An 18,495-nucleotide genomic window follows, 5' to 3' on the forward strand; every position below is an offset into this window, starting at 1 on the left:
CGGAATCTTCGGCGCCGTCGGCGCCCACCCCATTGCATCAAGCGACCTTGATGCGCTCGTGCGCCACGCGCAGCAGCGCGGCAAGGACTCGAGTGGCCTGATGTTGCTCGAGGGCGATCGCTATCAGGTCCATCGCGCTGACTACCGCATCACCCGCCTGCTCCAGGAGGTCGACTGCACCCGCAGCAACGTGGTCTTGGGCCATAGCCGGCTGATCACCAACGGCCTGGCGGACAACCAGCCGGTGGTGCGCGACGGTGTTTGTGTGTTTCACAACGGGATCGTGGTGAACCACGAAGCGTTGTGGCCAGGGCTTCGGGTCAAGCGGCAGCTGCAGATCGACACGGAAGCCATCACCGGCCTGGCCCTTGACGCGCTGGCGGCCGGGGTGCCGCTGGCTCAAGTGCCGGCGCGCATTCTGGCGGCCTGCGAAGGGGTGGTGGCCTGCGCATTGGTGGTACCGGCGCTGGGGAAGCTTTGCTTGTTCTCGAACAATGGAAGTCTTTACCTGGGGCGCAAGGGTGATGCGTGGCTGTACGCCTCCGAGGCGCACCCGTTGAAGGAGCTGGGGTGCGCGGACATTCAGCAGGTGCGTGATGCGGTGTTCATTGACATCCCGGCGGCGTCAGAGCCCGTGGTGGTGTCGGACAAAGCGGCGGCGCGCCCCGATCTGATTCCGGCGCTGGGCAATGCGACCGAGGAAGAACGGCTGCTGGAGTACCGCCCCTACCGTGGCCGGCGCTGCACACGATGCATCCTGCCCGAAACGATGCCATTCATCAGTTTCGACGCCCAAGGTGTGTGCAATTACTGCCACCACTACAAGCCCCGCAACAAGCCGCGGCCCCTGGAAGAACTGCTGCGGCTGGTGGAGCCCTACCGCCGGGCGCAGGGTGATGAATGCATCGTGCCGTTTTCGGGCGGGCGAGACAGCTGCTACGGCCTTCACTTGATCGTGAAAGAGCTGAAGATGAAGCCGGTGACGTACACCTACGACTGGGGCATGGTGACTGACCTGGGGCGACGCAACATCAGCCGGATGTCAGCGGCTCTGGGCGTGGAGAACATCATCGTCGCCGACGACATCGCCAAGAAACGGCACAACATCGCCATGAACCTGGGCGCGTGGCTGAAGTCGCCCCACCTGGGGATGATCAGCATCCTGACGGCAGGGGACAAACACTTTTTCAAGCACGTCGAGACGATCAAGCGCCAGACAGGGATCAGCCTGAACCTGTGGGGGATCAACCCGCTGGAGGTCACGCACTTCAAGGCGGGTTTCCTGGGCGTCCCGCCCGATTTTGAAGAGAAGCGCGTGTACGCCCATGGGGCGATGAAGCAGCTGCGCTACCAGTTCCTCCGGCTCAAGGCCATGGTCAAGAGCCCGGGTTACTTCAACAGTTCGCTGTGGGACACCCTGTCGGGCGAGTACTACCGCAGCTTCACCGAAAAATCGGACTACTTTCACATCTTTGACTACTGGCGCTGGGACGAGCGCGAGATCGACGATGCGCTGGCGGCGTACGACTGGGAGCGAGCTCCGGACACCAACACCACGTGGCGCATTGGCGATGGCACAGCCGCGTTCTACAACTACGTGTACTACACCGTCGCGGGCTTCACCGAACATGACACCTTCCGCAGCAACCAGGTCCGCGAAGGGGATTTGACGCGCGAGGAAGCGCTGGCGATGGTGGAGGACGAGAACCAGCCGAGGTATCCGAACATCAAGTGGTACCTCGACGCGGTCGGCATGGATTTCACCGACGTGATCCGTGTGGTGAACCGCATACCGCGCCTGTTCTGACCCGCACCGCATGAAGCCCTGCGTCTGGTATGTGTCGAAGTACGTTGGCGTTCCTGCAGCGAGCAGCGCCGGCGGACGCGGGTACCTGCTCATGGAGGCGATGGCGCGCGAGGGGGTGGAGGCGGTCATCATCACCTCCGATTCCAACCTGCTCACTGAAGTCCCCGTGCTGACCACGCCTCACCGCGTGGATCGCGTCAACGGTCTGACGATGTGCTGGGTGCGCACGCTCAAGTACCGGGTGGCCAAGTCGCGCCAACGCATCTTGAGCTGGTTGGACTTTGAGTGGCGGCTGTGGCGTATGCCCAAAGCGGCGTTCCCGAGGCCGGATGTGGTGATCGTGTCCAGCCTGTCGCTCTTGACCGTGGTCAATGGATGGTGGCTGCGCTGGCGCTACGGAGCGAAGCTGGTGGTTGAGATCCGTGACATCTGGCCGCTCACCATCGTGGAAGAAGGCGGATTCAGCCCGCGCAACCCGCTGGTGCTTGGCCTGGGTTGGCTGGAAAAGCTGGCCTACCGGCGGGCGGATGCGATCGTGGGTACGATGCCCAACCTGGCGGCCCACGTGGCGGCGGTCACGGGGCAGCGTTTGCCGGTGCACTGCATCCCCATGGGCGTGGACGAGTCGCTGCTGGCCCCACCGCCTCCGCTGCCGGACGACTTCCGATCGGCCTATTTGCCCGATGGAAAGTTCATCGTTGCCCATGTGGGCAGCATCGGTATCACCAACGCGCTGCAGACCTTTCTCGACTGCGCCCGCGCCCTGCGGGACGTGCCAGACATCCATTTCCTGCTGGTGGGCGACGGCGACCTGCGTGCCAGCTACATGGCAGACAACGCCGACCTCCCCAATCTCACCTTTGCGCCCAAGGTACCCAAGGCGTTGGTCCAACCGGTGCTGGCGGCCTGCGATGTGCTGTACTTCGCGGTTCATCCCTCCCGCGTCTGGGACTACGGGCAATCGCTCAACAAGGTCATCGACTACATGTTGGCGGGCAAACCGATCGTGGCGTCCTACACCGGCTACCCGTCGATGATCAACGAGGCTGACTGCGGCCGCTACGTCCCGGCGGGCGATACAAGCGGCCTGCGGGAGGCGATCCTGGCGATGCGCGATCTGCCCAGCGCGGAAAGAGCGGCCATGGGCTTGCGCGGCCGGTCGTGGCTGATGGCCCACCGGCGCTACGATCGGCTGGCCCGCGATTACCTCGCCATCCTTTTCCCAGATGGCGTCCACGGCTCCAAGACCCCGTCCGACCAACCCCATGAAGCGCCTGTTTGACCTCGCGGTGGCGGTGTCGCTGTTGACCCTGCTGAGCGCCCCGCTGTTGCTGCTGGCCCTGCTGGTCCGGGTCAGCCTGGGCGGACCGGTGCTTTTTCGGCAGGTTCGCCCCGGGCTGCATGGACGACCGTTCCGCATGATCAAGTTCCGCACCATGACCGATGCGCGCGACGCCGACGGCGGGCTGCTCCCTGACGCGCAGCGGCTCACGCCGCTCGGGCGATTCCTGCGGGCCACCAGCCTGGACGAGCTCCCCGAGTTGTGGAATGTGGTTCGCGGTGACATGAGCCTGGTGGGACCTCGGCCGTTGCTCATGGAGTACCTGCCCCTCTATTCCGCCGAACAGGCGCGGCGTCATGAGGTCCGGCCGGGCATCACCGGGTGGGCCCAGATCAACGGTCGCAACCGCCTGTCTTGGGAGCAACGTCTCGCGATGGACGTGTGGTACGTCGATCACCGCTCGTTTGCACTCGACCTGCGCATCCTGGTCGGTACCGTTGGCAAGGTGCTGCGCCGCGACGGCATCAGCGCCGAGGGGGAAGCCACCATGCCCAAGTTCACCGGGAACGGCTCATGAAGCGCCTGGCGATCCTCGGAGCGAGCGGCCACGGCAAGGTGGTGGCTGACATCGCTGAGCGCCTCGGCTGGACCGAGATCCGCTTCTTTGACGACCGATGGCCCGGGCATGAACGCAACGGAGTCTGGCCCGTCGTGGGTGACGCCGCAGCGCTGCTCGCGGCCGCGTCCGGTCACGATGGGGTGGTGGTGGCGATCGGCGACAACGCCGCACGGCTGACTCGTCATCGAGACCTGCAGCGCGCGGGTATGGAGCCGGTGGTGCTGTGCCATCCGTCCGCCAGCCGGAGTCCGCACGCCGCCATCGGCGCGGGGTCTGTCCTGATGGCCGGCTCGGTGGTGAATGTCGACAGCCAGCTCGGCGAGGCGGTCATCATCAACACAGGCGCCACTGTGGACCACGACTGCCGGTTGGGCGATGCCGTCCATCTCAGCCCGGGAGCCCACCTGGCCGGCAACGTGCAGGTGGGAGCGGGCAGCTGGATCGGCATCGGTGCGGTGGTGCGCCAGGGCGTGCGCATCGGCTCCCGCGTGGTGGTGGGTGCCGGGGCCGTGGTGCTGAACGATGTGCCGGACGACGCCACCGTGGTCGGCGTGCCAGCCCGCTCGCGCTGACCCCCAAGGCCCCTGGAATCCGACCCATGCTGAACACGCCTTTCGCTCCCTGGCCCAGCTTCTCCGAGGAAGAGGCGCAGGCCGTGGCCGCCATGTTGCGCTCCAACCGCGTGAACTACTGGACTGGCGACGCCTGCCGCACATTTGAACGGGAGTTTGCCGCCTGGTGCGGCACCCCGCACGCGATCGCGCTGGCGAATGGCACCGTCGCCTTGGACGTCGCCCTCAAGGCCCTGGGCATCGGCCCCGGCGATGAGGTGGTGGTGACACCGCGCACCTTCATCGCCAGCGTGTCTTGTGTCGTCAACGCCGGCGCCACACCCGTGTTCGCCGATGTGGATCCGGTCAGTGGCAACCTGACCGCCGATACCATCGCGGCTGTCCTCACGCCCCGCACACGGGCGGTGATCTGCGTCCATCTGGCCGGCTGGCCTTGCGACATGGACCCGATCATGGCCTTGGCTGAGCGGCACCACCTGAAGGTGATTGAAGACTGCGCCCAAGCCCATGGAGCCCGCTACCGGGGGCGGTCGGTGGGATCGATCGGTCACGTGGGGGCATGGAGCTTTTGCCAGGACAAGATCCTCACCACGGGCGGCGAAGGCGGCATGGTGACCACGAACGACGACGCTTTGTGGCGCGCCATGTGGGCCTACAAAGACCATGGCAAGAGCTTTGCAGCGGTGTACGAGCGCGATCACCCGCCGGGCTTCCGCTGGCTGCACGAGTCCTTCGGCACCAACTGGCGCATGCTGGAGTTTCAGGCGGTGATCGGTCGGATTCAGCTTCGACAGCTTCCCGCGTGGACCGCAGCCCGCCAGCTACACGCGCAGGCGATCCTGCAAGCGCTGGGCCCGTGGCTGGGTCCACAAGGCCCGCTCATGGGACCGCCGGGTCGCTGCGCGAGTTGCCCAGCCCCAACCGGTGAGGCCTGCCCGCGCGACTGTCGGCACGCGTTCTACAAACTCTACCTGCAGGTGGTGCCTCAGCGGCTGCGCCCGGGATGGACGAGGGACAGGATCATCGATGAGGTCGTGCAGGCCGGCGTGCCCTGCTACCAGGGATCGTGCTCGGAGGTGTATCTGGAGAAGGCTTTTGACGGCACGCCCTGGCGCCCCGCCGAGCGCCTGCCGGGCGCTCGGGCGCTCGGCGAAAACAGCCTCATGCTCTTGGTCCATCCCACGCTCACGCCGGAGCAGATCGACAAGACCTGTGAGACCCTGACCCGCGTGGCGCGCATGGCCTTCACCGACTGAACCCGCCCATGCCATCGGACACGACAGACCACGGCGCGGTTGCTCTGAAACTGCTGCGCATGCCCCGCTCCGCCAAGCGCGTGCTGGCGGTGGCGGTGGACGTGGCCTTGTGCGGGTTGGCGGTGTGGCTGGCGTTGTACCTGCGGCTGGAGGTCTGGTTGCGGCTGGAGGGGCCGTACCTGCTGGCGGTGGCGGGGTCGGTGGTGCTGGCGATTCCGCTGTTCGTCAAGTTCGGGCTGTACCGCGCAATCTTTCGCTACGCGGGCTGGAACGCCACGCTGAGCCTGGCGCAGGCGATGGCGCTGTACGGGCTGCTGTATGCCACGGTGTTCACCGCGGTGGGCGTGCCGGGCGTGCCGCGGTCGGTGGGCTTGATCCAGCCGATCCTGCTGTTCCTGCTGGTGGGGCTGAGCCGGGTGCTGGTGCGGGTGTGGCTGGGCGGCCTGTACCGCACCTTGCTGGCGCAGCGCGGCCTGCCCGGGGTGGTGATTTATGGTGCGGGCGACGCGGGTCGGCAAATGGCGGCGGCGCTCGCGCGCAGCCGGGAGCACCGACTGCTGGGGTTTGTGGACGATGACCCGCGCTTGCAGGGGCACAGCCTGGATGGCCGCGTGGTGTACCCGCCCGACGCGCTGCCGCAGCTGGTGGCCGAGCAGGGCGCCACCGATGTGTTGCTGGCCTTGCCCTCGGTGACCCGCGCCGCCCGGCGCGCGATTGTTGAGCGGCTGCGGCCTTATCCGCTGCACGTGCGCACGCTGCCGGCGATGGCCGATCTGGCGTCGGGCCGGGTGTCGATCAGCGATGTGAAGGAACTCGACATCGAAGACCTGCTCGGCCGGGAGCCGGTGGCGCCCGACGGGGCGCTGCTGCGGGCGCTGGTGAGCGGCCAGGTGGTGGCCGTCACGGGCGCGGGCGGCAGCATCGGCAGCGAGCTGTGCCGACAGATCGCGGGGCTGCAGCCGCGGCAGCTGCTGTTGATCGACCACAGCGAATTCGCGCTCTACCGCATCCACCAGGAGCTGCTGGCGCGCGGGGACGGCGCGGAGCTGATCCCGTTGCTGGCCGACGTGCAGGACGCCACGCGCATGGGCCAGATCCTGCAGACGTGGCGCCCGCACGCGCTGTACCACGCCGCGGCCTACAAACACGTGCCGCTGGTGGAGCACAACCCGGTCCAGGGACTGCGCAACAACGTGTGGGGCACCTGGACGACAGCGCGCGCCGCCCAGGCCGCCGGCGTGCGCCACGTGGTGCTGATCAGCACCGACAAGGCCGTGCGTCCGACCAACATCATGGGCGCGAGCAAGCGGTTGGCCGAGCTGGTGCTGCAGTCGATGGCGGCCGAGGGTGGGCCCACGGTGTTCACCATGGTGCGCTTTGGCAATGTGCTGGGCTCCAGCGGCTCGGTGGTGCCGCTGTTTCGCCGTCAGATCGCCGCGGGCGGGCCGGTGACGCTGACCCACCCCGACATCACGCGCTACTTCATGACCATTCCGGAGGCCGCTCAACTGGTGATCCAGGCCGGGGCCATGGGCGAAGGGGGCGACGTGTTCTTGCTCGACATGGGCGAGCCGGTGCGCATCCACGACCTCGCGGTGCGCATGATTGAGCTGGCCGGCCACCGGGTGAAGACCGCGGCGGAACCCTGGGGCGACATTGAAATCCGCATCACCGGCCTGCGGCCTGGCGAGAAGCTCTACGAGGAACTGCTGATCGGCGACAACCCGCAGACCACGAACCACCCGCGCATCCGCCGCGCACAGGAAGCCCGGCTCGATGGCCCCGCACTGCGTGACCTGCTGGCACGGCTGGACGCGGCCATGGCGGCACAGGATGTGCCGGCCATCCGCGCGCTGCTGGCCGAGGCGGTCCATGGCTATGTGCCGGTGGGTGAGGTGGTGGACTGGCTGCACACCGCCGACGCGTCCGCGCCGGCGCCGCTGTGAACCGCGAGACCAAAAAAGAAGCCACCGCGCGGGTGGCTTTCCCAAGTCCTTGGAAGGACGTCGTTGGAAACGGGACGGCATCCAAAGGTGTTTAACCCACCAAACAGGGTGGTCTTTGGTATGCGATGTTGTGACAGCAACGCATGCATTGTGCCTAAGAATACGGGTGGGGAGTATCCCCCATTCGGGTGAAAACCGCCGCTCAGGCGCCGGCGCCCGCCGGTCAGCGGCCCACGGCGGGCCCGGCCGGCAAGCGCACCTCGAACCGTGCCCCGCCGCCCGGGCGGTCGGTCACGTGGACGGTGCCGCCATGGCGGGTCACGATGCCGCGCACCAGCGCCAGCCCCAGGCCGACGCCCCCTTCGCGCTCGCTGGCGCCGGGCAACCGGTAAAAAGGTTCGAAGACCCGCTCGCGCTGCCCCACTGGCACGCCGGGGCCGCGGTCGTCGACCATCACCGTCACCGCGTCGGCGCGGCGCGCGAGCGTGCAGACCACCGCCGCCGCATCGCCGGGCTGGGTGCCGCCCCGGCCATGGCGGCGGGCGTTTTCCAGCAGGTTGCGCAGAACGCGCCGCAGGAGCCGGCCCTCGCCGGTCACTTCCAGCGCCATGGGCTCGCCGTCGACCACCAGATCGGCGCCCGTGCGGGCGCACTCCTCGGCCGCCAGCCCGACGAGGTCGACCGGCTCCAGCGGCCCCAGCGCGCCGGGGTCGTCGGTGGGCGCGCGGTCCAGGCGGCTGGCCAGCAGGATCTCGTCAATGAGCTGGTCGAGCTCCGCGAGGTTGCGGGCAATCTCGGCCCGCTGCGCCGGTGTCGGGCCCTCGTGCCCGAGAAGCTCCACCCCCAGCCGGATGCGCGCCAGCGGCGAGCGCAACTCGTGCGACGCGTTGGCCAGCAGCGCCTTGTGCGAGGCCAGCAGCGCTTCCACGCGCTCGGCGGCGGCGTTGAACCGGTTGGCCAGGAAGGCCACCTCGTCGCGCCCCTGCACGGGCAGCCGCACCGACAGGTCGCCCGCCCCCCAGCGCTCCACGCCGCGCTGCAGGGCCTCCAGCCGCTGCGTCAGGCGGCGCACGATCGGGTACGCGCCCAGAGCGACCGCGATGGCCACCAGCCCGATCAGCCAGGCGAAGCCGGCCGGCGTGAGCAGCCAGCCCGCCATGCGGCCCGGCGGTGGCCCGGGCGGTGCGCCGGGAGGCCGACCCGGCCGGGGCAAGGCGACGGTGAGTTCCTGCCCGTCGTGCATGCGCACCGCAAACTCCCAGCCGTCGGGTGAGCGGTGGGCCCGCGACGGCGCTTCGCCGACCACGGCGCCGCTGGCGTCGCGGATCACGAGCGTGCGGGTCACGCGGGCTTCGCGCTCGGCGCGGTCCTGTTCAAAGGCCTCCTGGGCGAGCCAGCCCACGATCAGCGTGAGCAAGGCCACCGCCGCCACCACGGCGAGCCAGATGCGCAGGTACAGGCGTTGTCCGGGCATGGCCATGGGGCGGCTCAGTGGCGATCGCGGCAAATGGCGGCGGATGGCGGAGGCTCAGTCCTGCTGCTTGGCAAACACATAGCCCACGCCGCGCACGGTGAGGATGCGCTTGGGGTCTTTGCTGTCGGCCTCGATGGCGCTGCGGATGCGGCCGATGTGGACGTCGATCGAGCGGTCGTAGGCCTCCAGCTCACGGCCGCGCACCGCCTCCATGATCTGATCGCGGGTGAGCACACGCCCGGCGCGCTCGGCCATCGCCGCCAGGAGGTCGAACTGGTAGGAGGTGAGGTCCCGCGGATCGCCCGCGATGGTGACGCTGCGGGCGTCGCGGTCGATCTCCAGCGAGCCAAAGCGCAAAACCGGGGTGGTGCGCGCCACCGCGGCGCCGGCCTCGCCCCGCCGGCGCATCACCGCGCGCACACGCGCCAGCAACTCGCGCGGCTCGAAGGGCTTGGGCAGGTAATCGTCGGCGCCGAGCTCCAGGCCGATGATGCGGTCCATCGGATCGCCCTTGGCGGTGAGCATGAGCACCGGCGTGCGGCCGGCGTCGCCCGGCAGCGCGCGGATGCGCCGGCAGACCTCCAGCCCATCGATGCCGGGCAGCATCAAGTCCAGGATGACGAGACCCGGCGGATGCAGCGCCACCTGCTCCAGGCCGGACTCGCCGTCGCCGGCGTGGGCCACTTCGTAACCGGACTGGCCCAGGTAGGCCACAACCATCTGCGCCAGACGCGCGTCGTCCTCAATCATCAGCAGGCGGGGGGTGCTCATGCGCGGCAGTGTAGCCACGCCCCCCGAACGGCGGTGTCTGCCGCGTCGCGCCTTCGTAAAGCTCCGTAAACACGACCAGCCCGGGGCCGGCCAGCGAACGTCACCGTGGGCCGGACGCGTGGCGCGCCGCCAGCGCGATCAGCAGCAGCACCGGCAGGCCGAGCAGCGCCGTGCCGGTGAAGAACGGCGCGTAACCCACCGCGTCCACCACCGCGCCCGAGTAGCCCGCCAGCCACTTGGGCGCCAGCAGCATCATGGAACTGAACAGCGCGTATTGCGTGGCCGAGTAGCTCACGTTGGTCAGGCTGGAGAGGTAGGCGATGAAGGCCGCGGACGCGACGCCGGCACTCAGGTTGTCGGCGGAGATCACCGCGACCAGCGCGGTCACGTCGTGGCCGTGGCCGGCGAGCCAGGCGAACAGCAGGTTGCTCGCCGCCGACAGCACCGCCCCCAGCATCAACACCCGCATCACCCCCCAGCGCACCGAGAGCGCCCCGCCGAGAAAGGCGCCCACCAGCGTCATGATCACGCCGTACACCTTGGTCACCGCGGCGACCTCGTCTTTGGTGTAACCCATGTCCACGTAGAACGGGTTGGCCATGATGCCCATCACGACATCGCTGATGCGGTACACGCCGATCAGCGCCAGGATCAGCAGCGCGTGGCGGCCGTGGCGGCGCAGGAAGTCGGCGAAGGGCTCGATGAGCGCGCCGCGCAACCACTCGGCGGCGTTGCGCGCCGGCGGCAGTTCCACGCGCGCCGGCTCGCGCGACAGCAACACGGTGACCACCCCCACCGCCATGCTCGCAGCCATCACCAGATACGCCGTCGTCCACGCCGCCTGCTGGTACAGCGCGCCCGGGACCACCGGCATGCCCGGCGCGGCCGGCGCCACCGCCACCTCTGCGCGCGCGGCGATCCACAACACGCCGGCGCCCGCCCAGATCATCGCCAGCCGGTAGCCGGTCTGGTAGGTCGCGGCCAGCGCGCCCTGGCGCTGTGCGTCGGCCGATTCGATGCGGAAGGCGTCGAGCGCGATGTCCTGCGTGGCCGAGGCGAACGCCACCGCCAGCGCGCACCACACCACGAGATCCAGCTGGTGTCGCGGATCGGCCAATGCCATGCCAACGAGCGCCGCCACGATCGCCAGCTGCGACACCAGCAGCCAGCTGCGACGCCGCCCCAGCGCGCGGGTGAGGCCGGGCAGCGGCAGGCGGTCAACCAGCGGCGCCCAGCACCACTTGAAGCCGTAAGCCAGACCGACCCAGCTCAGGTAGCCGATGGTGGTGCGGTCCAGGCCCGCCTCGCGCAGGCGAAAACTCAGCGTGCCCAGCACCAGCAGCAAGGGCAGGCCGGCCGAAAAGCCCAGCGCAAACATGCGCAGGCTGGCGGGCTCCAGGTAGACGCGCAGCGTCTGGCCCCAGCTGGGGCGGTCAATCGGTTCGGCAGACGGGGGCATCGGATCGGCGGCGGTGGAACGCCACGCGCGGCGCGGTGGCTTTGTCTATTATTTCCGCATGTGCCTGCTCTGCGACCTCAAAGCCCGCGCCCTCGGCGCCGACCACGCCGCCTCGGCGCCCGCCATCCCCGCCGAGGGCGCCTCCCGTGGCACCCGCGCGGGCCCGTGGCAGCCGCGCCGCGCCTTCCTCCTGGCCGCGGGTGCCGCCGCGCTGGAGCCGGCCGTGGCCCAGGTGGACGTGGGCAAGTCCTCGGCCATCCGCGGCCTCGTTCCGGCGGAAGACCTGGAGCGCGCCGCGGCGCAGCAATACAGCCAGATGATGGGCGAGGCCAGCGCCAAACGCGTGCTCCTGCCCGACAGCGATCCGCAGGTGCAGCGGCTGCGCGGCATGGCGCGGCGGCTGATCCCGCACGCCCAGCCCTGGAACGACCGCGCGCGCGGCTGGCGCTGGGAGGTCAACCTCATCCGCAGCGACCAGCTCAACGCCTTCTGCATGCCCGGCGGCAAGATCGCCTTCTACACCGGCATCCTCGACCAGCTCAAGCTGAGCGACGATGAGGCGGCCATGATCATGGGCCACGAAATGGCCCACGCGCTGCGCGAACACGCCCGCGAGCGCGTGGCCAAGACCAACGCCACCGGCATCGGCCTGTCGATCGCAGCGCAGCTGCTCGGTCTGGGTCAGTTCGGGGACGTGGCGGCCAACCTCGGCACGCAACTGCTGAGCCTGAAATACAGCCGCGACGACGAAACCGAAGCGGATCTCGTGGGTCTGGAGCTGGCGGCGCGCTCGGCCTACGCACCGCGCGCCAGCGTCACGCTGTGGCAGAAGATGACCGCCGCCGGCGGCGGTGCCGGCCCGGGGTTCTTGTCCACCCACCCCAGCGGGCCCAACCGCATCCGCGACCTCGAAGCCAACCTGCCCAAGGTGCAGCACCTGTACGAACAGGCGCGCAAGGGCTGAGCCCCGTCGTTCCGCTCAGTCCAGCGCCGCTCAGCCGGCGCCGCCGCGCTCGCCCACGTAGGGGTTGAACCGGCGCTCCTCGCCGAACGTGCCCTCCGGGCCGTGGCCCGGGATGAACACCGTGTCGTCGCCCATCGGCCAGAGGCGCTCGCGGATGCTGGCCAGCAGTTCGGCGTGGTTGCCGCCGGGGAAGTCGGTGCGGCCGATGCTGCCGACAAACAGCACATCCCCCACGAACGCGCGCCGCGCCTCGGGCGAATAAAAGACCACGTGGCCCGGCGTGTGGCCCGGGCAGTGGCGCACGGCCAGCGTGCAGCGGCCAACCTGCACCGTGTCGCCGTCGGCCAGCCAGCGCGTCGGCTCGAAGGTGTCGGCCGGCGGGAAGCCGAACATCGCGCTTTGCTGCGGCAGGCCCTCGATCCAGAAGCGGTCGCCGGGGTGCGGCCCGACGATGGGCAGCGACAGCCGCTCGGCCAACGCCGCCGTGCCGCCGGCGTGGTCGATGTGCGCGTGGGTGAGCCAGATGGCGGTGAGCTTCAGGCCGAGCCGGCGGGCTTCGTCGGTCAGACGGTCAATGTCGCCGCCCGGGTCGATGACGGCCGCGTCCCGGGTTTCGTCGCACCAGACGAGCGAGCAGTTTTGCGCGAAGGCGGTGACGGGGATGGTGAGGTAGCGAAGCATGGCGGGCAGGCGGGGCAGCGGGGCGCGGCGGTTCAGAGCGCGAAGCCGTATTCGACGGTGATGGGCGCGTGGTCGCTGAACTTCTGGTCTTTGTAGATGGCCTCGCGGCGCGCCAGCGAGGCCAGGGCCGGCGTGGCGAGGTGGTAGTCCAGCCGCCAGCCCACGTTCTTCGCGTAGGCCTGGCCGCGGTTGCTCCACCACGTGTAGCAGGCGTCGGTCGTGTCGGGCTGCAGGCGGCGGTACACGTCGACCAGCCCGCCTTCGCCGAGCAGGCGCGTCATCCAGGCGCGCTCTTCGGGCAGGAAGCCGCTGTTTTTCTGGTTGCTGCGCCAGTTCTTGAGGTCGCGCTCGGTGTGGGCGATGTTGACGTCGCCGCACAGGATGAATTCCCGCTCGGCCTTCAGCGCCATCAGGTGGGGATAGAAGGCGTCAAGAAAGCGGAACTTGGCCTCCTGCCGCTCGGGGCCGGACGAGCCGCTGGGAAAGTAGGCGCTGATGATCGACAGGCGCCGGCCAGGCTTGTCGAAACGCAGCTCGGTGTAACGGCCCTCGGCATCGAATTCCGGCACGCCGAAGCCGGTGATCACGTCGCTGGGCGTGTGGCGGGTGTAGACACCGGTGCCCGAATAACCCTTTTTCTCGGCGAAGTGGAAGTGGCCGCGCAGCCCGGCCAAGTCCTCGAAGCGGCCGGCCACGTCGGGCGCCTGGGCCTTGACTTCCTGCACCGCCATACAATCCGCCGCGTGCGTCGCCAGCCAGGTTTCCAGCCCCTTGGTGGAGGCCGACCGGATGCCGTTGAGGTTGAGGCTGGTGAGTGTGAACAAGGGGTGAGCCATGGTGGTTCAGGCGGGCGACAGCAGCGCCCTGGCGCAGGAATTCGTGCAGTTCTGTGTGGAGGCCGGCGCGCTGAAGTTCGGCGAGTTCAAGACCAAGGCCGGGCGCCTGAGTCCCTATTTCTTCAACGCCGGGCTGTTCGACGACGGTGCCAAGCTCGGCCGGCTGGCGGCATGTTACGCCAAGGCGCTGATGGCCAGCGGCATCGAGTTCGACATGATTTTCGGCCCGGCCTACAAGGGCATTCCGCTGGGCGCGGCGGTGTCGGTCGAACTGGCCCGGCTGGGGCGCAACGTGCCGTTTGCCTACAACCGCAAGGAAGCCAAGGACCACGGCGAAGGCGGCACGCTGGTCGGCGCGCCGCTGCGGGGGCGGGTGCTGATCGTCGACGACGTGATGAGCGCAGGCACCGCCGCCCGGGAATCGATCGCTCTGATCCGCGCCGCCGGCGCCACGCCCCACGCGGTGGCCATCGCGCTGGACCGCCAGGAAAAAGCCACCGAGCTTGGCCCCGATGGCGCGGTGCGGGACGTCGACCACAGCGCGGTGCAGTATGTGCAGCACCAACTGGGGCTGCAGGTATGCGCGATTGCGACGCTGACGGATTTGCTGCAGTATCTGGCCGCCCATCCGGGCGGCGAGGCCGATCAGCACCGCGAGCGTGTGCTGGCTTACCGACAACGGTACGGTGTCGCCTGAAAGTACTCCCCTCCCTATGCGCACCCGCCCCTTTCCGCTTCAACTGGCCTCCGGCGTCGCCCTGATGCTGGCGCCGTTGTGGGCGGCTGCCCAGAGCGGTGCCATCTACACCTGCGTGGACGCCCAAGGCCGGCGCCACACCTCCGACCGGCCGATCACCGCCTGCCTGGACCGCGAGCAGGAGCAGCGGTCCAACACCGGCACGGTCAAGCGGGTGATCCCGCCGAGCTACACCGCCGAGGAGCGGGCGCGGCTGGAAGCCGACAAGCGGGCCGAGGAAGAGCGGACGTCGCGGGTCGCGGAAGAGCGTCGCCGCGAGCGCGCGTTGCTGGTGCGCTACCCCACACCGGCGGTGCACGACAAGGAGCGCGCCGACGCGCTGGCCCAGGTGGACGAGGTGATCGCGGCGGTGAAAAAACGCTCGGAAGACCTGGTCAAGCGCCGCGCCGAGATCGACACCGAGATGGAGTTCTACCAGCGCGACCCCAGCAAGGCCCCGGCCTGGCTCCGGCGCAACCTGGAGGACAACATCGCCCAAACCAAGTCGCAGGAGCGCTTCCTGCAGGAACAGATCGCCGAGAAACAGCGCATCAACGCGCGTTTCGACGAAGAACGCGGGCGCCTGCGGCGCCTGTGGATGGCCAACGGCGTGGCCACCGACGACCGCTGACGCGCCCGCCGGGCGCGTTGCCCCGACCGGTCAACCGCCGCCGTCGAGCTTGCGGCGCAACAGCTCGTTGGCCTGCTGCGGGTTGGCCTTGCCCTTGCTGGCCTTCATCACCAGGCCCACCAGCGCGTTGAAGGCCTTGTCCTTGCCGGCGCGGTACTGCTCGACCATGGGCGCGTTGGCCGCCATGACCTCGTCGATGATCTTTTCGATGGCGCCGCTGTCGCTGACCTGTTTGAGGCCTTTGGCGTCGATGATGGCGTCAACGTCGCTGCCTTCGCCGCGCCAGAGGGCATCCATCACCTGCTTGGCCGCGTTGTTGGACACGGTGCCATCGGCGATGCGCTGGATCAGGGCGCCGAGCTGCGCGGCGCTCACCGGCGCGTCGCTGATGCCACGCTCCTCGGTGTTCAGGCGGCGCGAGACCTCGCCCATCACCCAGTTGCTGGCCAGCTTGGCCTGACCGCTGGCCTGGGCCGCGGTCTCGAAGTAGGCAGCCATGGCCGGGCTCTGCGTCAGCGTGGTGGCGTCGTACTCGGGCAGGCCGTACTGGGCGACGAAGCGCTCGGCCATCTGCCGCGGCAGCTCGGGCATGGCCGCCTTGACCTCGTCCACCCAGTCGCGCGCGATCACCAGCGGCGGCAGATCCGGGTCGGGGAAGTAGCGGTAATCGGCCGCGTCCTCCTTGGTGCGCATGGCGCGCGTCTCGCCGGTGTCGGGGTCGAACAGCACGGTGGCCTGCTGGATCTCGAAGCCGTCCTCGATTTGCTCGATCTGCCAGCGGACCTCGTAATCGATGGCCTGCTGCATGAACTTGAAGCTGTTCAGGTTCTTGATCTCGCGCCGCGTGCCGAGCGGCGCGCCGGGTTTGCGCACCGAGACGTTGGCGTCGCAGCGGAACGAGCCTTCCTGCATGTTGCCGTCGCAGATGCCGATCCAGGTGACGATCTTGTGGAGCTCTTTCGCGTAAGCCACGGCCTCGGCGCTGGAGCGGATGTCGGGCTCGGTAACGATCTCCAGCAGCGGCGTGCCGGCGCGGTTGAGGTCGATGCCCGACTGCCCCACGAAATCTTCGTGCAATGACTTGCCGGCGTCTTCTTCCAGGTGGGCGCGCACCAGGCGGACGGTCTTCTTCTCATCGCCCAGGAAAAACGACACCGCGCCGCCCTGCACCACCGGGATCTCGTACTGGCTGATCTGGTAGCCCTTGGGCAGATCGGGATAGAAGTAGTTTTTGCGGGCAAAGATGCTGCGCTCGGCGATGTGCGAACCGACGGCGAGGCCGAAACGGATGGCGCAGGCCACGGCCTCGCGGTTCATCACCGGCAAGGTCCCGGGCAGGGCCAGGTCCACCGCGCAGGCCTGGGTGTTGGGCTCGGCGCCGAAGGCGGTGGCCGCGCGGCTGAAGATCTTGGATTGGGTGGCGAGCTGGGCGTGAGTTTCAAAGCCAATCACGACTTCGTAACCTTGCACCAGCAGGGAGGCTTCTTTCGAGGCTTTCTGGTTCATCTCGGATACCTTCTTTCAAGACACGCTCGTCGCGCGAACACACCGTTCCAGGGTCACCGCGGAACCGGCTCTGCCGGGCCGCTGGTGACGCCCCCTTGAGGGGGTGGCGCCGAAGGCGGCGCGGGGGTGGTTAAAGCGCAGGTGCGCGCTCATGCCAGTCGGTGGCCTGCTGGAACGCGTGGGCGGCCTGCAGGAGTTCGGCTTCCTTCAGGTAGTTGCCCATGAGCTGCAGGCCCACGGGCATGCCGCCCTGGCCAAAGCCGGCCGGCACGCTCATGCCGGGCAGACCGGCAAGGCTGCCGGGCAGCGTGAAGATGTCGGCGAGGTAGTTCGCCACCGGGTCGTCGGCCTTCTCGCCGAGGGCCCAGGCCACGGTCGGGGCGGCGGGACCGGCGATCAGGTCGCACTGGGCGAACGCCTGCTGGAAGTCTTGTGCGATGAGGCGGCGGATCTGCTGCGCCTTGAGGTAGTAGGCGTCGTAGTAGCCGTGCGAGAGCACGTAGGTGCCGATCATGATGCGGCGCTGCACCTCGGGGCCGAAGCCTTCGGTGCGGCTGCGCTGGTACATGTCGAGCAGGTCGGTGTACTGGGCGGCGCGGTGGCCGAACTTCACGCCGTCGAAGCGGCTGAGGTTGGAGCTGGCCTCGGCCGGCGCGATCACATAGTAGGCCGGGATGGCGAGCTCGGTGCGGGGCAGCGAGACGTCGACCAGCGTGGCGCCCAGCGCCTCGAACTGGGCCAGGGCCCCGCGCACGGCCGCCAGCACGTCGGCGGCCACGCCCTCACCGAAAAATTCGCGGGGCAGGCCGATCCGCAGCCCCTTGAGGGGTTGTGTCGCGGTGGCGCCGTCGCGTCCCTCACCCCAGGTCTGGCCGAGCAGGCGGCTGTAGTCCTCGGCCGGGCGGTCGAGGCTGGTAGCGTCGCGGTCCAGGTCGGGCCCGGCCATCGCCGTGAGCAGCGTGGCGCAGTCGGCGGCGCTGCGCGCCATCGGGCCGGCCTGGTCGAGGCTGGAGGCGAAGGCCACCATGCCGTAACGCGAGCAGCGGCCGTAGGTGGGCTTGATGCCGGTGACGCCGCAGAAGCTGGCGGGCTGGCGGATCGAGCCGCCGGTGTCGGTGCCGGTCACGGCGGGCGCCAGCCGGGCGGCGACGGCCACCGCCGAGCCGCCCGAAGACCCGCCGGGCACGCGCGCCGGGTCCCAGGGGTTGCGCGCGGGGCCGAAGGCGGAGTTTTCGTTGCTGCCGCCCATCGCGAACTCGTCGCAGTTGAGCTTGCCCAGCGTCACGGCGCCCTGGGCGGCCAGGCGCGCGACCACGGTGGCGTCGAACGGGCTGCGGTAGCCGGCCAGCATCTTCGAGCCGGCGGTGGTGGGCAGGTCGCGGGTGACGAAGATGTCTTTGTGGGCGATCGGCACGCCCAGCAGCGGGGTGCGCTCGCCAGCGGCGATGCGCGCGTCGGCGGCGCGCGCCTGCGCCAGGGACACGCTGTCGTCGATCGCGAGATACGCACCGAGGCCTTGATGCTGGCGGGCGCGCGCCAGCAGGGCTTGCGTGGCCTCCACGCTGCTGGTCTGTCCGTCGGCGATGGCCTGCGCGAGTTCGGCCACGCCCATGTCGTGAAGCGCCTTCATTCGATCACCTTCGGCACGAGAAACAGGCCGCGCTCGACGGCCGGGGCGCTGCGCTGGTTGGCCTCGCGGTTGTTGGGCTCGCTCACCACGTCGGGCCGCAGGCGCAGCGCGACGTCCTCCATCACGGCGGTCGGGTGAGCCAGCGGCTCCACGCCGGTGGTGTCGACCGCCTTCATCTGCTCGACGAGGTCGAAAAAGCCGTTGAGCTGCCCGAGCAGCTTCTCGCGCTGGGCGTCGTCGGGCGCCAGACGGGCCAGGTGGGCAATGCGCCCGATGTCTTGGAGGGTCAGGGACATGGCGGATGGGAGGGTCGGGCGGGCGTCGG

Annotated in this window: 17 protein-coding genes; 9 read left to right on the forward strand and 8 right to left on the reverse strand. The window is 69.1% G+C overall.

The window, feature by feature from the left end; genetic code table 11:
- Positions 1–58: 58 nt before the first annotated feature.
- Genes AC2D80_RS12565 through AC2D80_RS12590 form a run of 6 tightly spaced genes read left to right on the forward strand, consistent with a single transcriptional unit; the run spans position 59 to position 7,482 of the window.
- Positions 59–1,807, forward strand: a complete 1,749-nt coding sequence (locus AC2D80_RS12565; protein WP_484633369.1) for a glucosamine 6-phosphate synthetase — start codon at positions 59–61, stop codon at positions 1,805–1,807.
- Positions 1,808–1,817: 10 nt separating this feature from the next.
- On the forward strand, positions 1,818–3,089 hold the full coding sequence (locus AC2D80_RS12570) for a glycosyltransferase family 4 protein (protein ID WP_484633370.1): 1,272 nt from the start codon (positions 1,818–1,820) through the stop codon (positions 3,087–3,089).
- A complete protein-coding gene (locus AC2D80_RS12575; protein WP_484633371.1) occupies positions 3,073–3,666 on the forward strand; it encodes a sugar transferase in 594 nt (197 codons plus the stop codon). Before AC2D80_RS12570 ends, AC2D80_RS12575 begins: the two co-directional genes overlap by 17 nt.
- Complete coding sequence (locus AC2D80_RS12580; protein WP_484633372.1) at positions 3,663–4,280, forward strand: acetyltransferase; 618 nt, start codon at positions 3,663–3,665, stop codon at positions 4,278–4,280. The genes AC2D80_RS12575 and AC2D80_RS12580 overlap by 4 nt, the downstream gene beginning before the upstream one ends.
- A gap of 26 nt (positions 4,281–4,306) precedes the next feature.
- Positions 4,307–5,536: a DegT/DnrJ/EryC1/StrS family aminotransferase gene (locus AC2D80_RS12585; protein ID WP_484633373.1), complete on the forward strand. Its 1,230-nt coding sequence runs from the start codon at positions 4,307–4,309 to the stop codon at positions 5,534–5,536.
- A 59-nt stretch (positions 5,537–5,595) separates the two neighbouring features.
- Complete coding sequence (locus tag AC2D80_RS12590) at positions 5,596–7,482, forward strand: polysaccharide biosynthesis protein (protein WP_484633374.1); 1,887 nt, start codon at positions 5,596–5,598, stop codon at positions 7,480–7,482.
- A 223-nt stretch (positions 7,483–7,705) separates the two neighbouring features.
- On the opposite strand, the gene AC2D80_RS12595 is transcribed toward AC2D80_RS12590, so the two are convergent.
- The 3 genes from AC2D80_RS12595 to AC2D80_RS12605 form a co-directional block, all read right to left on the reverse strand.
- Positions 7,706–8,962, reverse strand: a complete 1,257-nt coding sequence (locus tag AC2D80_RS12595) for a HAMP domain-containing sensor histidine kinase (protein ID WP_484633375.1) — start codon at positions 8,960–8,962, stop codon at positions 7,706–7,708.
- Between the two features lie 48 nt (positions 8,963–9,010).
- Positions 9,011–9,727 (reverse strand): response regulator transcription factor, encoded by a 717-nt coding sequence (locus AC2D80_RS12600; RefSeq protein WP_484633376.1) that lies wholly within the window; start codon positions 9,725–9,727, stop codon positions 9,011–9,013.
- Positions 9,728–9,827: 100 nt separating this feature from the next.
- Positions 9,828–11,186, reverse strand: a complete 1,359-nt coding sequence (locus AC2D80_RS12605) for an AmpG family muropeptide MFS transporter (RefSeq protein WP_484633377.1) — start codon at positions 11,184–11,186, stop codon at positions 9,828–9,830.
- Positions 11,187–11,244: 58 nt separating this feature from the next.
- On the opposite strand from AC2D80_RS12605, the gene AC2D80_RS12610 reads away from it, so the two are divergent.
- Positions 11,245–12,150, forward strand: a complete 906-nt coding sequence (locus AC2D80_RS12610) for a M48 family metallopeptidase (protein WP_484633582.1) — start codon at positions 11,245–11,247, stop codon at positions 12,148–12,150.
- Positions 12,151–12,180: 30 nt separating this feature from the next.
- On the opposite strand, the gene AC2D80_RS12615 is transcribed toward AC2D80_RS12610, so the two are convergent.
- Positions 12,181–12,831, reverse strand: a complete 651-nt coding sequence (locus AC2D80_RS12615) for an MBL fold metallo-hydrolase (RefSeq protein WP_484633378.1) — start codon at positions 12,829–12,831, stop codon at positions 12,181–12,183.
- Between the two features lie 32 nt (positions 12,832–12,863).
- The gene (locus tag AC2D80_RS12620) at positions 12,864–13,655 is read right to left on the reverse strand and encodes an exodeoxyribonuclease III (RefSeq protein WP_484633583.1); all 792 of its coding nucleotides are present in this window, start codon (positions 13,653–13,655) and stop codon (positions 12,864–12,866) included.
- Positions 13,656–13,665: 10 nt separating this feature from the next.
- On the opposite strand from AC2D80_RS12620, the gene pyrE reads away from it, so the two are divergent.
- Positions 13,666–14,364, forward strand: a complete 699-nt coding sequence (gene pyrE, locus AC2D80_RS12625) for an orotate phosphoribosyltransferase (protein ID WP_484633379.1) — start codon at positions 13,666–13,668, stop codon at positions 14,362–14,364.
- Positions 14,365–14,380: 16 nt separating this feature from the next.
- Positions 14,381–15,034: a DUF4124 domain-containing protein gene (locus AC2D80_RS12630; protein WP_484633380.1), complete on the forward strand. Its 654-nt coding sequence runs from the start codon at positions 14,381–14,383 to the stop codon at positions 15,032–15,034.
- A gap of 30 nt (positions 15,035–15,064) precedes the next feature.
- On the opposite strand, the gene gatB is transcribed toward AC2D80_RS12630, so the two are convergent.
- The 3 genes from gatB to gatC form a co-directional block, all read right to left on the reverse strand.
- Entirely contained in the window at positions 15,065–16,540 is a 1,476-nt protein-coding gene (gatB, locus tag AC2D80_RS12635; RefSeq protein ID WP_484633381.1) for an Asp-tRNA(Asn)/Glu-tRNA(Gln) amidotransferase subunit GatB, read from the reverse strand.
- A gap of 130 nt (positions 16,541–16,670) precedes the next feature.
- Positions 16,671–18,170 carry an Asp-tRNA(Asn)/Glu-tRNA(Gln) amidotransferase subunit GatA gene (gatA, locus tag AC2D80_RS12640; protein ID WP_484633382.1) on the reverse strand — a complete coding sequence of 500 codons (1,500 nt, stop codon included), beginning with the start codon at positions 18,168–18,170 and terminating at the stop codon, positions 16,671–16,673.
- Complete coding sequence (gene gatC, locus AC2D80_RS12645; protein ID WP_484633383.1) at positions 18,167–18,466, reverse strand: Asp-tRNA(Asn)/Glu-tRNA(Gln) amidotransferase subunit GatC; 300 nt, start codon at positions 18,464–18,466, stop codon at positions 18,167–18,169. The genes gatA and gatC overlap by 4 nt, the downstream gene beginning before the upstream one ends.
- Between the last annotated feature and the right edge of the window lie 29 nt (positions 18,467–18,495).

The organism is Hydrogenophaga sp. T66 (genome assembly GCF_057219855.1).

Excerpts from the sequence above, each read along its gene's own strand:
- AC2D80_RS12570 (WP_484633370.1), top strand. The coding sequence starts at position 1,818 with ATGAAGCCCTGCGTCTGGTATGTGTCGAAGTACGTTGGCGTTCCTGCA.
- AC2D80_RS12575 (WP_484633371.1), top strand. The coding sequence starts at position 3,073 with ATGAAGCGCCTGTTTGACCTCGCGGTGGCGGTGTCGCTGTTGACCCTG.
- AC2D80_RS12580 (WP_484633372.1), top strand. The coding sequence starts at position 3,663 with ATGAAGCGCCTGGCGATCCTCGGAGCGAGCGGCCACGGCAAGGTGGTG.
- AC2D80_RS12585 (WP_484633373.1), top strand. The coding sequence starts at position 4,307 with ATGCTGAACACGCCTTTCGCTCCCTGGCCCAGCTTCTCCGAGGAAGAG.
- AC2D80_RS12590 (WP_484633374.1), top strand. The coding sequence starts at position 5,596 with ATGCCCCGCTCCGCCAAGCGCGTGCTGGCGGTGGCGGTGGACGTGGCC.
- AC2D80_RS12595 (WP_484633375.1), bottom strand. The coding sequence starts at position 8,962 with ATGGCCATGCCCGGACAACGCCTGTACCTGCGCATCTGGCTCGCCGTG.
- AC2D80_RS12600 (WP_484633376.1), bottom strand. The coding sequence starts at position 9,727 with ATGAGCACCCCCCGCCTGCTGATGATTGAGGACGACGCGCGTCTGGCG.
- AC2D80_RS12605 (WP_484633377.1), bottom strand. The coding sequence starts at position 11,186 with ATGCCCCCGTCTGCCGAACCGATTGACCGCCCCAGCTGGGGCCAGACG.
- AC2D80_RS12610 (WP_484633582.1), top strand. The coding sequence starts at position 11,245 with ATGTGCCTGCTCTGCGACCTCAAAGCCCGCGCCCTCGGCGCCGACCAC.
- AC2D80_RS12615 (WP_484633378.1), bottom strand. The coding sequence starts at position 12,831 with ATGCTTCGCTACCTCACCATCCCCGTCACCGCCTTCGCGCAAAACTGC.
- pyrE (WP_484633379.1), top strand. The coding sequence starts at position 13,666 with ATGGTGGTTCAGGCGGGCGACAGCAGCGCCCTGGCGCAGGAATTCGTG.
- AC2D80_RS12630 (WP_484633380.1), top strand. The coding sequence starts at position 14,381 with ATGCGCACCCGCCCCTTTCCGCTTCAACTGGCCTCCGGCGTCGCCCTG.
- gatB (WP_484633381.1), bottom strand. The coding sequence starts at position 16,540 with ATGAACCAGAAAGCCTCGAAAGAAGCCTCCCTGCTGGTGCAAGGTTAC.
- gatA (WP_484633382.1), bottom strand. The coding sequence starts at position 18,170 with ATGAAGGCGCTTCACGACATGGGCGTGGCCGAACTCGCGCAGGCCATC.
- gatC (WP_484633383.1), bottom strand. The coding sequence starts at position 18,466 with ATGTCCCTGACCCTCCAAGACATCGGGCGCATTGCCCACCTGGCCCGT.